Origin of the sequence: Pseudomonas sp. 5P_5.1_Bac1 (genome assembly GCF_025466015.1) — a bacterium.
Lineage (GTDB): Bacteria > Pseudomonadota > Gammaproteobacteria > Pseudomonadales > Pseudomonadaceae > Aquipseudomonas.
On sequence record NZ_JANLNX010000081.1, the window covers coordinates 50,149 to 62,939 of the forward strand.

14 protein-coding genes are annotated in these 12,791 nt (G+C 61.1%); 5 read left to right on the forward strand and 9 right to left on the reverse strand.

What is annotated here, in order from left to right:
- Positions 1-57: 57 nt before the first annotated feature.
- Positions 58-498, forward strand: coding sequence for a GlcG/HbpS family heme-binding protein (locus NTD82_RS16655; RefSeq protein WP_095157019.1), 441 nt, complete (start codon positions 58-60; stop codon positions 496-498).
- 84 nt (positions 499-582) lie between these two features.
- Here the strand turns inward: NTD82_RS16655 and NTD82_RS16660 are convergent, their stop codons facing one another.
- Complete coding sequence (locus tag NTD82_RS16660) at positions 583-1,191, reverse strand: TetR/AcrR family transcriptional regulator (protein WP_095157130.1); 609 nt, start codon at positions 1,189-1,191, stop codon at positions 583-585.
- A 177-nt stretch (positions 1,192-1,368) separates the two neighbouring features.
- On the opposite strand from NTD82_RS16660, the gene NTD82_RS16665 reads away from it, so the two are divergent.
- Entirely contained in the window at positions 1,369-2,277 is a 909-nt protein-coding gene (locus NTD82_RS16665) for a DUF808 domain-containing protein (RefSeq protein ID WP_262129499.1), read from the forward strand.
- A gap of 56 nt (positions 2,278-2,333) precedes the next feature.
- On the opposite strand, the gene NTD82_RS16670 is transcribed toward NTD82_RS16665, so the two are convergent.
- The 3 genes from NTD82_RS16670 to NTD82_RS16680 form a co-directional block, all read right to left on the reverse strand.
- Positions 2,334-3,119, reverse strand: a complete 786-nt coding sequence (locus NTD82_RS16670; RefSeq protein ID WP_262129500.1) for an outer membrane protein OmpK — start codon at positions 3,117-3,119, stop codon at positions 2,334-2,336.
- A gap of 361 nt (positions 3,120-3,480) precedes the next feature.
- Positions 3,481-4,269: an outer membrane protein OmpK gene (locus tag NTD82_RS16675; RefSeq protein WP_095157025.1), complete on the reverse strand. Its 789-nt coding sequence runs from the start codon at positions 4,267-4,269 to the stop codon at positions 3,481-3,483.
- A 138-nt stretch (positions 4,270-4,407) separates the two neighbouring features.
- Positions 4,408-5,763, reverse strand: coding sequence for a nucleobase:cation symporter-2 family protein (locus tag NTD82_RS16680; protein WP_095157026.1), 1,356 nt, complete (start codon positions 5,761-5,763; stop codon positions 4,408-4,410).
- On the opposite strand from NTD82_RS16680, the gene NTD82_RS16685 reads away from it, so the two are divergent.
- Positions 5,762-5,896, forward strand: coding sequence for a hypothetical protein (locus tag NTD82_RS16685; protein WP_256680109.1), 135 nt, complete (start codon positions 5,762-5,764; stop codon positions 5,894-5,896). The genes NTD82_RS16680 and NTD82_RS16685 overlap by 2 nt on opposite strands.
- Before the next feature lie 46 nt (positions 5,897-5,942).
- Here NTD82_RS16685 and NTD82_RS16690 read toward each other — a convergent pair whose 3' ends face one another.
- From NTD82_RS16690 to puuE, 4 genes are all read right to left on the reverse strand, one after another.
- Positions 5,943-7,295: a urate hydroxylase PuuD gene (locus NTD82_RS16690; RefSeq protein WP_262129501.1), complete on the reverse strand. Its 1,353-nt coding sequence runs from the start codon at positions 7,293-7,295 to the stop codon at positions 5,943-5,945.
- Between the two features lie 48 nt (positions 7,296-7,343).
- Complete coding sequence (locus tag NTD82_RS16695) at positions 7,344-7,847, reverse strand: ureidoglycolate lyase (protein ID WP_095157028.1); 504 nt, start codon at positions 7,845-7,847, stop codon at positions 7,344-7,346.
- A 68-nt stretch (positions 7,848-7,915) separates the two neighbouring features.
- Positions 7,916-8,431 carry a 2-oxo-4-hydroxy-4-carboxy-5-ureidoimidazoline decarboxylase gene (uraD, locus tag NTD82_RS16700; protein WP_095157029.1) on the reverse strand — a complete coding sequence of 172 codons (516 nt, stop codon included), beginning with the start codon at positions 8,429-8,431 and terminating at the stop codon, positions 7,916-7,918.
- Entirely contained in the window at positions 8,428-9,357 is a 930-nt protein-coding gene (puuE, locus tag NTD82_RS16705; protein WP_262129502.1) for an allantoinase PuuE, read from the reverse strand. Before puuE ends, uraD begins: the two co-directional genes overlap by 4 nt.
- Positions 9,358-9,747: 390 nt before the next feature.
- On the opposite strand from puuE, the gene uraH reads away from it, so the two are divergent.
- Positions 9,748-10,101 carry a hydroxyisourate hydrolase gene (gene uraH / locus NTD82_RS16710; RefSeq protein WP_095157031.1) on the forward strand — a complete coding sequence of 118 codons (354 nt, stop codon included), beginning with the start codon at positions 9,748-9,750 and terminating at the stop codon, positions 10,099-10,101.
- A 172-nt stretch (positions 10,102-10,273) separates the two neighbouring features.
- Here the strand turns inward: uraH and NTD82_RS16715 are convergent, their stop codons facing one another.
- Positions 10,274-11,623 carry an NCS2 family permease gene (locus NTD82_RS16715; protein WP_410017061.1) on the reverse strand — a complete coding sequence of 450 codons (1,350 nt, stop codon included), beginning with the start codon at positions 11,621-11,623 and terminating at the stop codon, positions 10,274-10,276.
- Positions 11,624-11,978: 355 nt separating this feature from the next.
- Here NTD82_RS16715 and NTD82_RS16720 point away from each other — a divergent pair, with 355 nt between their 5' ends.
- The gene (locus NTD82_RS16720) at positions 11,979-12,749 is read left to right on the forward strand and encodes a GntR family transcriptional regulator (protein ID WP_095157033.1); all 771 of its coding nucleotides are present in this window, start codon (positions 11,979-11,981) and stop codon (positions 12,747-12,749) included.
- Positions 12,750-12,791 lie beyond the last annotated feature (42 nt).

Here is a 12,791-nt window from a genome sequence, read left to right on the forward strand (position 1 = left end):
TTGTTCTATCAGTTTTCACTTGCCCGCCTGGGCTTCTAACAAAAAGAGGACCGTTTCATGAATGCATTGAGCTTGAAAGTCGCTGTCAGCCTGGTGAATGGCGCGCTGGCTGCGGGTCGCAAGATTTCCGCTGCGCCGCTGACCGTGGTGGTGCTGGATGCCGGTGGCCACGTGCTGGCCTTGCAGCGCGAGGACGGCGCCAGCCTGTTGCGCCCGCAAGTGGCGATGGGCAAGGCGTGGGGCGCGATCGCCCTGGGCAAGGGCTCGCGTTTGCTGGCGCTGGACGCGCAGCAGCGCCCGGCGTTCTTTGCCGCGCTCAATGGCCTGGGTCAGAGCGCGGTGGTGCCGGCGCCGGGTGGCGTGCTGATTCGCAATGAAGCGGGCGTGGTGCTGGGGGCGATCGGGATCAGCGGCGATACGTCGGATATCGACGAGCAGTGCGCGATCAGTGCGATCGAAGAGGCGGGGTTGCGGGCTGATGCCGGGGTTGCGGCCTGATTTGATAGCTGGGTAGTGGTTGATTGCCTCATCGCCGGCTTGTCGGGGTGCCGAACCGCGGCGATGAGGCCCTTGAACCGGACATCAGTTGTCCGGCGCACACCCTTTCAACACCAGCCGAATGATGGTCTGCGCCGCGGCCTCGTAGTCACTGTCATCGAGCTTGGCCTTGCCGGTCACCACCGAAATCTGCCAGTCGAAATCAGCGTAGGTCTGGGTCGCCGCCCAGATGCTGAACATCAGGTGATGCGGGTCTACCGGGGCGATCTGGCCGTGGTCGATCCAGCGCTGGATGCAGGCGATGTTGTGCCGGGCCTGGACGTTCAGCTGCTCCACCTGCCGCGCACTGAGGTGCGGCGCGCCGTGCATGATCTCGCTGGCAAATACCTTCGACGCAAACGGTAGATCCCGGGAGATCCGCACTTTGGAGCGGATATAGGCACTGAGCACTTCATCAGGATCACCCTCGGCGTTGAACGGGGTCGACGCCTGCATGATCGGCTCGATGATGCTCTCGAGCACCTCGCGGTAGAGGTTTTCCTTGGACTTGAAGTAGTAGTAGACGTTGGGCTTGGGCAAGCCGGCCTTGGCCGCGATGTCGCTGGTCTTGGTGGCGGCGAAACCCTTGTCGGCGAATTCTTCACTGGCCGCACGCAGGATCAGTTCTTTGTTGCGCTCGCGAATGCTGCTCATGGTTTGGCGCTGTTCCTTGGTCTCGGCCCGCACCGCGGCAGGCCCGGGCAGGCGGTGGCGCATGGTAGCACCGGGCTCGCGCGGGGCTCAAGGCGGCGTCCCAAGCGGTTCGCAGGTGTATCGCAAGCGGCAACCGGCTATCCTTCTGTAACTATTCTTTACGCGAGATACATGCAAATGGCAGGAAGCAGCCTTCTTCTACTGATCGACGATATCGCGGCAGTACTCGATGACGTTTCCTTGATGACCAAAGTGGCGGCCAAGAAAACCGCCGGTGTCCTGGGCGACGACCTGGCGCTCAATGCCCAGCAGGTCACGGGCGTAAAGGCGGACCGGGAAATTCCGGTGGTGTGGGCGGTCGCCAAGGGCTCCTTCCTCAACAAGCTGATCCTGGTGCCGGCGGCGCTGCTGATCAGCGCATTTATTCCGTGGGCGGTCACGCCGCTGCTGATGATCGGCGGCGCCTACCTCTGTTTCGAAGGCTTCGAGAAGCTCGCCCATAAGTTCCTCCATGGCGCCGACGAAAACCACGCCGAGCACGCGGCCCTGAGCGACGCCGCGGCCAATCCGGCGGTGGACCTGGTGGCCTTCGAGAAGGACAAGATCAAGGGCGCGGTCCGCACCGATTTCATCCTGTCCGCGGAGATCATCGCCATTACCCTCGGCACGGTTGCCGGCGCGCCGTTGACCCAGCAAATCATCGTGCTCTCGGGTATCGCCGTGGTGATGACTGCGGGCGTCTACGGGCTGGTGGCGGGGATCGTCAAGCTCGATGACCTGGGCCTGTGGCTGACCAAGACCTCCAAGGGCATCGGCAAAACAATCGGCCGCGGCATCCTGCATTCGGCGCCGTGGTTGATGAAGGCGTTGTCGGTGGTTGGTACGGCGGCGATGTTCCTGGTGGGTGGCGGGATTCTGGTGCACGGCATCGAGCCTCTGCATCACGCGATCCAGGGCTTCAGCGAAGGCCGTGGCGGTGGTTTGACGTCGGCGCTGCTCAGCGGCGTGGTCGGTATCGTCGCCGGTGCGGTGGTGTTGGCGGTGGTTGGCGGGGTGGGCAAGGTCTGGCGGGCGCTGAAGGCCTGAACTGAAAACGGCCGCGACCCACCGGGTTTGGGGCGCGGCCGTTTCAATGGTGTGACTTAGAAGTGCACTTTCACCAGCAGGCTGGCGGTGTTCTGGTTGGTGTCGAAGCCAGAGCTGTTCTCGATGCCGTACTTGTCTTTCCAGTAGTCGTATTCGATACCGACGTAGAGCTGTTTCTCACCCAGGTCCAGCGCCTTGCCGAGGTCGTACTTGATCTGCGGGTTGAAGTGCAGGTTGGCGTGGTAGGTGCCGCGCTTCTTGGTTTCGTCGTTGTCGACGACCCAGTCCATGAAGCCGTCGATGAGGATGTCGGACTTGCCCACGGGGATGGTGTAGGCCCACACCGGGGTGATCTGCCAGACGTTGTCGCCGGCACGGCTGCCTTCGGTGTTGCGCTGGTAGAAGTTCAACTGGAAGTAGTCGAAGCCGGGGATGTCCAGGTCGAAACCAGGGCCGATCAGGTAGGACTCGGTGTCGCCTTCGCCGAACTCGTAGGTCATGGCCAGCAGCACGTCTTTGACCGGGCCGAACGACAGGTCCTGGCCGAAGATCTTGCCGAACGACAGGCGCGGGCTGAACTCGCCGTAGTAGGTGTTCGGGCCGTTGCTGCTGTCTTTTTTGCCGTTGTAGAAGATCTTGTCGATGAACAGGAAGTTGTCACCGTACTTCCAGGCATCGGCGTGCTCGAAGGTGAAGGTCTGCTGGATTTCCGGGTTGACCGCGAAATCCTTGCCGTACAGGTAGGTCAGGCTGTTGTTCTGCCATTGCAACAGGTCGCCGGCCATGGCGGAGCTGGCGGCCAGCAGGCCACCTGCGAGGATCAGGCTGTTGGTAAAGCGCATCGGGTTGCTCCCTTGATTGATTCTGTTAGCGACGCTCTTGAGTCGGCGTCGTCGGGTTGATCGAGTTGCCTTCCGGGTCAGGTTTTTGCGATCGCCCACGAAAAAAGGGCAAGCGCTGGCCCCGTCTTTCCGGAAGGGTGCAGCAATCCTGCTCGACGTCTTTCTGAACAGTTCAAAGCGGTTACGACTGTTGGCGCTTACATCTACCAACCGCCCGTATTCATTGACTGAGCGGTCAGTAAACGGGGGCGGAATCCTTCCGCCCCGGTCGAGGGGGCGCGCAGGTTACTGGCTTGCGCGCTGGCCCTCAAGTGCTCCGTCCTGGAGCCGGTGGAACAAAATCCTTTCACCTGGTCAGGTTTTAGAAGTGCACCTTCACCAAAGCACTGGTCACGCTCTGGTTGGTATCGAGACGACCGCTGTTCTCGATGCCGTATTTGTCTTTCCAGTAGCTGTACTCGAAACCGACATAAAGCTGCTTGGCGCCGAGGTTCAGGGCCTTGCCGAGGTCGTATTTGACCTGCGGGTTGAACTGCAGGTTGGCGTGGTAGGTGCCGCGCTTCTTGGTTTCGTCGTTGTCCACCACCCAGTCAATGTAGCCGTCGATGAGGATGTCGGACTTGCCCACGGGAATGGTGTAGGAGAAGGTCGGGGTGATCTGCCAGACGTTGTCGCCCGCACGGCTGCCTTCGGTGTGACGGTTGTAGAAGTTCAGGGTGAAGTAGTTGAAGCCGGGAATCGCCAGGTCGAAGCCGGGGCCGATCAGGTAGGCCTCGTTGTCGCCTTCGCCGGACTCGTAGCTCACGGCCAGCAGCACGTCCTTGATCGGGCCGAGTTCGACCTTGGTGTCGAAGATCTTGCCGAACGAGAAGCGCTCGGTGAACTCGCCGTAGTAGGTGCGGTAGCCTTTGCCGCGGTCGGCCTGGCCGTTGTAGAAAATCTTGTCGACAAACAGGAAGGTGTCGCCGTACTTCCACTTGTTGGCGTGTTCGAAGGTAATGGTCTGCTGGATCGCAGGGTTGACCTGGAAGTCCTTGCCGTACAAATAGCTGAGGCTGTTGGATTGCCACAGCAGAAGATCCCCCGCTACTGCTGGAAGTGTTGCCAGCAAGCTGCTGCCCAGGAGGAGGGAAGTGGTGATGCGTTTCATGTTGTGATTCCCGGCTAATTGTTATTGTTCGTTGCGGTTTTTTCGGCGCGAAGCGCCCCGGCCGACCCGCTCCCACGGGTCGACGGTCCTACGTATTGCTCGGGTTTGCCGGGGCGGCGAAAGCGCCGCCCAAAAGGCTCAATGGTGGGCGGAGGCTTCGTTGTGCGCAGCGCGCTCGGCGCCGCCGAGGATGTTGAACAGCAGGTTCAGCACCAGGGCGCTGACCGTGGCCATGGCGATACCGCTATGGGTGATCGGTTCCATCCACTGCGGCATTTGCGCGAAGAACTCCGGACGCACGACGGGAATCAGGCCCATGCCGACGCTGACCGCGACCAGCAACTGGTTGCGCCGGTCGGCGATGTCCGCTTCCTGGAGGATCTTGATGCCGGTGGCGGCGACCATGCCGAACATGGCGATCGACGCACCGCCCAGTACCGCCGGCGGAATCGAGGCGATCAGGAACGCGGCCTTCGGCAGCAGGCTGAGCAGGATCAGCAAGCCACCCGCCACCACGGTCACGTAGCGGCAACGCACGCCGGTCATTTGCACCAGGCCGATGTTCTGGGCAAACGAGGAGTGGGTGAAGGTGTTGAAAAAACCGGCGACAAAGGAAGCGCCGGCGTCGCACATCAAGCCGCGACGAAGCATGCCGGGGGTGACTTCGCGATCGGTCACCTTGCCCAGGGCGATGAACATGCCGGTGGATTCGACGAAGATGATCACCACCACCAGGCACATGGAAAGGACCGGTGCGAGGCTGAAGGTCGGCATGCCGAAGTGCAGCGGCGTCACGACCTGGAGCCAGGGTGCTTCGTCGAGACCGGAGAGGTCGACCATGCCGATCGAGCCGGCCAGGATGTAGCCCAGGCCCATGCCGATCAGTACCGAAACGTTGACCCAGAAACCGCGCATGAAGCGGTTGACCAGGAGAATGGTGGCCAGGACCAGGCCGGCGACGATCAGGTAGATCGGCGAGCCGAAGGTGCTGGCGGAGGCACCGCCACCGGCCCAGTTGACGGCAACCGGGAACAGCGACAGGCCGATCGAGGTGATGACCGTGCCGGTCACCAATGGCGGGAAGAAACGCACCACCTTGGACATGAAGGGCGCGATCAGCATGCCGAAGAACCCGGCGGCGATGGTCGCGCCGAAGATCCCTTGCAGGCCGACGCCAGGCATCCCGGCCATGGCCACCATGCTGCCGACGGCGGCGAAGCTGGCACCCATCATCACCGGCATGCGGATCCCTACAGCACCAATGCCGAACGACTGAACGATGGTGGCGACACCGGCGACCAGCAGATCGGCATTGATCAGGAAAGCAACTTCTTCACGGGAGAGTCCGGCAGCCTGTCCGATGATCAGCGGCACCGCGATGGCACCTCCGTACATCAGCAACACATGCTGCAGACCGACGAGGATCAATTGCAGCAAGGGCAGGGGCTGTCGTGGCGGCGCAACGGGAATGTACGCCTTGCGAGACTCGGACATGCAGCACCTCAACGGTTTTGTTCTTGTTTTTAGCTGCACGCCTCAGGCGGCAAGCTTCAAGAAGAAGCCGCCGCCATCAGGCGTGCAGTTGTTGCTGGTATCTCGACCGCAAGCCGAAGCGGATACCTCCTGACAAAGGAGGACCGCTCTGACTTGCAGCTTGTAACTTGCGACTGCTGTTAGTTGACGGGAGCGCCTTTGGCGATCCAGTCACCGACCAGCTTGCGTTCCTCGGCAGTCATCTGGGTGATGTTGCCCAGGGGCATGATCTGGCTGGCGACGGCCTGGGCCTGGATACGCGGTGCCAGTTGCTGGATCTGTTGCGGGGTGTCGAACATCACGCCGGCTGGCGCGGTGCTGAACAGCGGGCTGGTCGGCTTGGCCGAATGGCACACGGTGCAACGTTCCTGGATGACGCTGTGGATCTTGTCGAAACCACCACCGGCAGCCTGGGCCGCGGCGGTTGCCTGGGCAGGTGCATCGACGGGCGCGGCAGGGGCGGCTGGCGCCTGGGCGGCCTGTTCGGCTGCGGCTTTGTCTTCGGCGGCTTTCTCGGCGGCAGTCTTGCCACCCAGTGCGGTTTCCGGCAGCGGCTGGTATTGGACTTTCGCGGCGGCTTGCTCAGGCGCGGTCGAGACCGGCTTGGGGCCGGTGACGTAGGCCAGGCAGATCATCGCCAGTGCGCCGGCGGGCAGGGCCCAGGCGTACTTGTTGCTGTCGTGACGGGTGTTGAAGTAGTGACGGATCAGGACCGCGGCCACTGCGATACCTGCCAGGATCAACCAGTTGTACTGGCTGCCGTAGGTGCTCGGGAAGTGGTTGCTGATCATGATGAACAGCACCGGCAAGGTGAAGTAGTTGTTGTGGCGCGAGCGCAACAGGCCCTTGGCCGGCAGGACCGGATCCGGGGTCTTGTTGGCTTCGATGGCGGCGACCAGCTGACGCTGGGCCGGCATGATGGTGCGGAACACGTTACCCACCATGATGGTGCCGATGATGGCGCCGGTGTGCAGGTACGCGCCACGACCGCTGAACACCTGGCTGAAGCCGTAGCACGCCGCGATGATCAGGACGAACAGCACCAGACCGAGCAGGGCAGGGTGTTTGCCCAGTTGCGAGTCGCAGAGGAAGTCGTAGATGAACCAGCCAGCGATCAGCGAACCGACGCCGATGGCGATCCCTTCAGCGCCCGACAGGCTGCTGCCAGGGGCCAGCAGGTACAGGGTCGGGTTGAAGTAGAACACCACGCACAGCAGCGCGATACCGGACATCCAGGTGAAGTAGGCTTCCCATTTGAACCAGTGCAGGTTCTCCGGCATTTTCGGCGGGGCCAGCTTGTACTTCTCCAGGTGGTAGATACCGCCACCGTGGATCGCCCAGAGATCACCGGACAGCCCGTCGCGCGGGTTGGAGCGATTCAGGTTGTTTTCCAGCCAGACGAAGTAGAACGACGCGCCGATCCAGGCCACGCCGGTAATCATGTGAACCCAGCGCACGCTAAGGTTCAGCCATTCCAACAGATGTGCTTCCACAGTCTTTACCTCTTGCCGGTCACCGGAAAACCGATGGCCAGCCTTTTCTTATTGGTGGGGATTGAGGACCAGTTGCTCGTCCTCGGTGAAGAAATGCTCGTCGCAGTTGTTGCCGGAACCACTGCGATCAACCACCAGGAAATCATCCCGCTTTTCGATCGTAAGCACCGGGTGGTGCCAAACGCCGCGATGGTAATTGACGCCCTGCTTTCCATTGCTCAGGAAGGCGCGGACGAGACCCGATACAGGTGCGTCGCCAACAGGCGCGACCACGATCAGAAAGGGGTTGCCGAGCAGCGGAATGAAGGCCTGGCTGCCCAGCGGATGGCGTTCCAGCATGCGCACGGTCAGCGGCATGTCCAGCGCGTCGGCGCGGAAGATGCTGATGATCGCCTTGTCTTCCGGCTGCGCGGTCTCGACCGTCGCCAGCTTGTGGAAGCGCATGGTCGAGCCGTTGTTGATCATGAAGTGGTCGCTGCCGTCGGTTTCGATCACGTCACCGAAAGGGGCGAAGGCTTCTTTGCTCAGGGGCTCAATCACTAAAGTGCGCATGCGTAGGTCTCTTGATTCTGTGTGTTGTTATCAGGCTGTAGCCGCCGGCCGGGCCGGCGCGCAAGGTCTTACAGTTGCAGCAGGCGGAACAGGGCGATCAGGTTGATCTGCGCCAGGGCTTCCTTGAACTCGGTCTCGGCATCGTTGTGGATGCGGGTTTCGAAGGCCGCCAGGATCTGGTGCCGGTTGCTGCCCTTGACCGCCATGATGAACGGGAAGCCGAACTTGTCTTTGTAGGCATCGTTGAGCGTGGTGAAGCGCGCGAACTCTTCGGCGGTGCACTGGTGGATACCGGCGCCGGCCTGTTCATTGGTGCTCGACTCGGTCAGTTCACCCTTGATGGCGGCCTTGCCGGCGAGGTCCGGGTGAGCATTGATCAGCGCCAGTTGGGCGGCATGGTCGGCGCTCAGGAGGATGTCGCTCATGCGCTGGTGCAGGTTTTCGATCTGATCCACTTCTTCGAGCTGGCCCAGGTCAAAGGCTTTCTCGGCGACCCATGGCGAGTGTTCGTAGATGTCGGCGAAAGCCTCGACGAACGCGGCGCGGTCCAGGGACGAAGGGGTCAGGGTCTTGAAAGCGGTCATTGGGCGTTCTCGGCGGTGTAAGGGTGGTTGGTGTGCCAGTGGCGCGCGATGTCCTCGCGGCGGGCAAACCAGACCTGGTCGTGGCTTTTTGCGTAGTCGATGAAGCGCTTGAGCGAAGCCAGGCGTGCCGGACGACCGATCAGGCGGCAGTGCAGGCCGATGGAAAGCATCTTCGGCGCTTCGGCGCCTTCTTCGTACAGCACGTCGAAGGCGTCCTTGAGGTACTGGAAGAACTGCTCGCCGCAGTTGAAGCCCTGGACCTGGGTGAAGCGCATGTCGTTGGTGTCCAGGGTGTAGGGGATCACCAGGTGCGGTTTGTCGGTCGGGTTGTTCGATTCCCAGTACGGCAGGTCGTCGTCGTAGGTATCGCTGTCGTAGAGGAAGCCGCCTTCCTCCATCACCAGGCGACGGGTGTTCGGGCCGGTACGGCCGGTGTACCAGCCTACCGGGCGTTTACCGGTCAACTCGGTGAGGATGCGGATGGCTTCGAGCATGTGCTCGCGCTCCTGGGCCTCGTCCATGTTCTGGTAGTCGATCCAGCGGTAACCGTGGCTGCAGATCTCGTGGCCGGCTTCGACCATGGCGCGGATCACGTCAGGGTGGCGCTGCGCGGCCATGGCCACGGCGAAGACGGTCAGCGGTACACCGCTGTCCTTGAACAATTTCAACAGGCGCCACACGCCGGCGCGGCTACCGTATTCGTAGAGCGATTCCATGCTCATGTTGCGCGCGCCTTGCAGCGGCTGGGCGGAGACCATCTCGGAGAGGAAGGCTTCGGATTCCTTGTCGCCGTGAAGGATGTTGCGTTCGCCGCCTTCTTCATAATTGAGCACGAAAGACAACGCGATACGGGCATTCCCCGGCCAGCGTGGATGGGGTGGGGTATTGCCGTAACCGATCAGGTCGCGAGGATAATCAGCGCTCACTGCAGTCTTCCTTCTTGTACGTAAACACGGGGAGGGTGGCGGTCGCAGATTGCGTGGGGCCACGTCGATGGTGTGATTGTATACAACTTTATTGACGATTTGTAAGCCTGTTTTTCCGCATTTCTTTCAGCATACCTATAAAGAAAGGACTGCAAGAAACCTGCCTGATTGGTCAGCAAATGACGCTGGTGTCTGCCAAAGCCCTGGCTCTGCGACTGATGGCTTATTTACAGAAGGGGGGATTGGCTGAAGCCCAATCTGGTTAGAAAAATTGTGTACAATTTTTCAATAAAATGTCTTAATGATCCGGCTTCCGCACACCACCGTGGTCGATCCTGGTGCTGTGCGGGTATTTTTTGCCCACAGATTGAACAATGAGGCGAGCAAGCAATGGGACGTTTGACCACGCATGTACTGGATGCCGCACATGGCTGTCCTGGAAGCTCGATCAAGGTCGAGCTCTATCGTGTCGAAGGCCAGCAACTGGAGCTGGTGAACACTGCCCTGACCAACAGCGATGGCCGCGTCGACGCGCCGCTGCTGCAGGGTGATGACTACCGCAGCGGTGTTTACCAGTTGCAGTTCAGTGCCGGCGACTACTACCGCGCGCGTGGCGTGCAGTTGCCGCAGCCGGCCTTCCTTGATGTGGTTGTGCTGCGTTTCGGCATCAATGCCGAGCAGGAGCACTACCACGTTCCGCTGCTGATCTCGCCTTACAGTTACTCGACCTATCGCGGAAGCTAGTTGGTCGCTAGAAGAATCTTCGTAGGTCCTTGCCCGCTCACACTGGCGGGCTTTTTTTCGTCTGCTGTTTTTGTGCCGGGCTGCCCAGCTTGTCTGATCGCTTGCCGCTTGCAACGTGCAGCTCAAAAAAAACCCCACCCGAAGGTGAGGCTCCTGTCCCGCCATCTATCCCTTAAAGGAAGATGAACTTGGCAATGAAGATCGCGCACAGCACCCACAGGCTGGCGGAGATTTCCTTGTGTTTGCCGGTGAAGGCCTTCAGCACGACGAAGGTGATGAAGCCCATGGCGATACCGTCCGCGACCGAGAAGGTCAGGGGCATCATGATCACGGTGACGATCGCGGGGATGCTGTCAGTTGCGTCATCCCATTCGATATGGGCCATGCTGCCCATCATCAACATGGCGACGTAGATCAGTGCACCTGCCGTGGCATACGCGGGAATCATGCCGGCCAGCGGTGCGAAGAACATCGCCGCGACAAATAGCAGACCCACTACTACCGCCGTCAAGCCGGTGCGACCACCCGCGGCGACACCCGCGGCACTCTCTACATAACTGGTCACTGGCGGTACGCCGACCACTGCCCCAAATACGCTCGACGCACTGTCTGCCTTGAGCGCACGGGACAGGTTTTCGATGCGGCCGTCAGCATTCACCAGGTTGGCGCGCTGGGCGACGCCCATCAGGGTGCCGGCGGTGTCGAACATGTGCACGAAGAGGAACGCCAGAACCACGGCGATCATGCTGACGTTGAACACCCCGGCGACATCCATGGCCATCCAGGTTGGCGCCAGGCTCGGCGGCAGCGAGAACACGCCGCCGTACTCCACCAGGCCCAGACCCCAGCCGGCGAGAGTGACGGTGATGATGCTGATGAGGATGGCGCCGAACACCCGGTGGTAGCTGAGCACGGCAATCATCAGGAAGCAGATGGCTGCCAGCAGCGGGCCGGGTTCGTTCAGGTGGCCGAGTTTGATCAGGGTGGCCGGGCTGTCGACGACGATACCCGCGGTCTTGAGGCCGATCAGTCCGAGAAACAATCCGACGCCGGCGCCCATTGCATGACGAAGGCTGACCGGGATGCTGTTCAGCAGCCATTCGCGCACGCGTGAAAGGGTCAGGAACATGAACAGCACCCCGGAGACAAATACTGCCCCCAGCGCCGCCTCCCAGGTGTAACCCATGGTTCCGACCACGGTGTAGGTGAAGAAGGCGTTCAGGCCCATGCCGGGTGCCAGCCCAACCGGCCAGTTGGCGTAGAGCCCCATCAGCAGGCAGCCCAGGGCGGCGGCTATGCAGGTGGCGACGAAGGCGGCACCATGGTCGATTCCGGCGTCGGCCATGATGTTGGGGTTGACGAAGATGATGTAGGCCATGGTGATGAAGGTCGTCAGGCCGGCGATCATTTCAGTCTTTACGGTAGTGCCGTGTAGCTTGAGTTTGAAAATCCGCTCCAGCCAGCTCGTTTCGAGCGGTGGGGCAAGATCCAGCGTAGGTGCGTCGGATTTGCGGCTTTCCACAGCGTGTACTCCTCAAGTCTTTCTTGTTTTTCAGAGCTGGTCCTGCACGATCACTCGGGGCTCTGCGAGGGAAGGGTTGGCAAGGCGACCGACTCGAATGTTGACCTTTGAGTCAGGAAGTTGCCCGGTGGATTATGCGTTTGTATACAAAGAATGCAAATACTGTTTTATTAGGTGTGCGCACATTAGAGGTGGCGGGCGCTATAACGGAGATCGCCGCCTGCAGAAATGCAGTTTGCTGTGTACAATGCGGCAATACCTTTAGCCGTTAATTTTCTACCCAGGACTTGCCATCGCCCCACTGGCTGGTATTACAGTCGAGGTCCGATAGGCGAATCTTCGTGCGCGAGTGCCCATGAACGAACAGCTACAACCCCTCAAGAAAGCCCCGCGGGCCGGCAAGACCGGTGGCCGCAGCGGTACCCAGGATGACATCGTCTACGCGCATATCTTCGAGGCCATTCTCGAACAGCGATTGGCGCCGGGTACCAAGTTGAGTGAGGAAGCCCTGGGCGAGATCTTCGGCGTCAGCCGCACCATCATCCGCCGCGCCTTGTCGCGTCTGGCCCATGAAAGTGTGGTGTTGTTGCGCCCCAACCGCGGCGCCGTGGTTGCCAGCCCAACCGTGGAAGAAGCGCGTCAGGTGTTCTTTTCCCGGCGCATGGTGGAGCGGGCGATCACCGAACTTGCCGTGCAGCACGCCACCGTCGAGCAACTGAACGAACTGCGCGTGATGGTCCGTGAAGAGCGCGACAGCTTCTCCCGCGGTGACCGTGGCGCCGGCATCCGTCTCTCCGGCGAGTTCCATCTCAAGCTGGCCGAAGCCGCCGCCAACGCGCCGCTGGTGAGTTTCCAGCGCAGCCTGGTGTCGCAAACCTCGCTGATCATTGCCCAGTACGAAAGCGGCAACCGCTCGCACTGCTCCTATGACGAGCACATGCAGTTGATCGATGCCATCGAGGCCCGCGACGCGACCCTGGCGGTGAACCTGATGATGCATCACATGGATCACATCGACAGCAAGCTCAACCTCGACGAGGAAAGCGCCTCGGACGACCTGCACGCAGTGTTCTCGCACCTGCTGCAGAGCAAGAAACGCGGTGGTTCGGTCTCGGCCAAGAGCTGATAAGCGCCACCAATGAACACGGGGCCAGTCCCCGCAAGCCTG